Origin of the sequence: Actinomadura sp. 7K507, assembly GCF_004348425.1 — a bacterium.
Lineage (GTDB): Bacteria > Actinomycetota > Actinomycetes > Streptosporangiales > Streptosporangiaceae > Spirillospora.
Genome location: NZ_SMKK01000498.1, coordinates 1 through 1,963, shown reverse-complemented (window position 1 = coordinate 1,963; position 1,963 = coordinate 1). Strand labels below are relative to the sequence as shown.

Sequence of the window (1,963 nt, the reverse complement as noted above, 5' to 3'; positions counted from 1 at the left end):
CCCCCGGCCCGCGACCCCCCGGCGAGACCCGAGCCACCAGACGGCAGCCCGTGGAGGACGATCCGGACGACGGCGTGGCGGGGACGCTTGAGGCCGGTGAAGCCTCCCCTCCGCAGGCTGAGGACGCGGAGGACGGTGAACGGCCGACACCTCCGGACGGGTGGTACGAGCCCTATGTTCCCGAGGAGAACCCGGCGGACGAACCGCAGCCCAAACCCCGCAGGGACGCCTGGTAGGAGGACAGCGTGAGCACAATCGTGATCTTCGCGGCGGGGTCGCGGGGGGACATCCAGCCTTGCGTCGCGCTGGGCCGCGTGCTGCGGCAGCGGGGGGACGAGGTGCGGCTGGTGGCGAGTGCGCGGTACTCGCCCATGGTCGTCGCCGCCGGTCTGGAACTCGCGCCGCTGACGGCGGATCCGACCGAGATCCTCGAATCCGATGCCGGCCAGGAGTTGCTGGCGGGCGGCCGGAACCCGGTGAAGTTCCTCGGCGGGTTCCGGCGAATCCTGGCACCGATGGCCGAGCGGCTGCTCGCGGAGTGTTTGGACGCCTGTAAAGGCGCCGACCTCATTTTGGGCCCCACACTCGGTTTTCTTCCCCAGCATATCGGCGAGCATCTCGGAATTCCCTGGGCGCTGATTCATTTCCAGCCGAGTCAGCCGACCGGCGCTTTCCCGCATCCGTTCGTTCCGCAGGCGCGAATTCTCGGGCCGTGGGCGAACCGGGCGAGTTTCCGGGCGGTCGACCAGATCGCGTGGCAGCTGTCGCGGCCGTTCATCAACCCGTGGCGGGACGAGACGCTGGGGCTGCGGCGGCTGCCGGTGCGCGGCCGGCGGGCGGACGGCGGGCAGGTGCTGGCGTGCTTCAGCCCGGCCGTGGTTCCGAGGCCCGGGGACTGGCCGTCCAACGTGAACCTCACCGGGTACTGGTTCCTCGACGAGCCCGACTGGAGGCCCCCACGGGAGCTCGCGGACTTTCTGGCGGCGGGCCCCGCGCCGGTGTACGCCGGGTTCGGGAGCATGGTGCCGAAGGACGCCGGAATGGCCGCGCTGGCCGTGCGGACGGCATTGAAGCTCGCCGGGGTGCGGGGCATCGTGCAGGGCGATCCCGAAACTTCGGACGACCAGGTGCTCGCGGTTCGGGACGTCCCGCATTCGTGGCTTTTCCCGCGGATGGCCGCGGTCGTGCATCACGGGGGCGCGGGGACGACCGCGGCGGGGCTGCGGGCGGGTGTGCCGACCGTGGTGTGCCCGTTCTTCGGGGACCAGCCCTACTGGGGCGAGCGCGTCGCGTCACTGGGGGCCGGGCCGGCTCCGCTGCCGTTCCGCGCGGTGACGGTTCCCCGGCTGGCGTCGAAGATCCGGCGTGCCGTCCGGGATCAGGAAATGGCGGACCGGGCGAACGAACTCGGGCACCAGATCCGCGGCGAGGACGGCGTAGGCCGGGCCCAGGAGATCATCGACTCGCTCCTGCGGTAGGACCGCCGCCATGGCGTCCCTAGGGAGTGCCGTCGTCCTCTACCTCGCCCCAGTGCCATCCGGTGCCGTCCGGGTTGGGGACGATGCCCCGTTTGGTGCGGCGTGGCGGTGGCGGGCCCGGCTCGGGAGGGCCGTCCGCCCACGGGTTCCAGGGGTCCCTGGGCGGCCGGTTGTACGCCCCGGACTCCGGTGCCTGGGCGGGCGGCGCCTCAGAGCTGGGGGGCGTCCTGAAGACGAGCTTCGGTGGTTCCCCGCCCGGGAAATCGTTCGCGGCCGGCTGCGCGGCGGCCCGGAACGCCTCGTTCGCGTCGTCCCTCGAATGGACGGGACGCGAACGGACGGGCGGCACATACGCCGGCTCCGGCATGCTCGCAGGCGGCTCAGAGGGGCCCGGCCGGGTGCGAGGCACGCCCTGCGGGGCGGGAGCGCCGCCGTTCGCCGGGTCGAAGGCGCCGGGTGCGCTGGGCGGCGCTCCCGCCCCGCAG

General features: G+C 72.9%; 1 protein-coding gene and 2 pseudogenes. 2 read left to right on the top strand and 1 reads right to left on the bottom strand.

Features of this window, described 5'->3' with window-relative positions:
• Positions 1-236 (top strand): annotated as a pseudogene (locus tag E1285_RS46350) (hypothetical protein); the annotation flags it as partial.
• A 9-nt stretch (positions 237-245) separates the two neighbouring features.
• Positions 246-1,478, top strand: a complete 1,233-nt coding sequence (locus tag E1285_RS44810) for a glycosyltransferase (protein ID WP_243723488.1) — start codon at positions 246-248, stop codon at positions 1,476-1,478.
• A 19-nt stretch (positions 1,479-1,497) separates the two neighbouring features.
• On the opposite strand, the pseudogene E1285_RS44805 reads toward E1285_RS44810, so the two are convergent.
• Positions 1,498-1,963: pseudogene (locus tag E1285_RS44805) on the bottom strand (hypothetical protein); the annotation flags it as partial.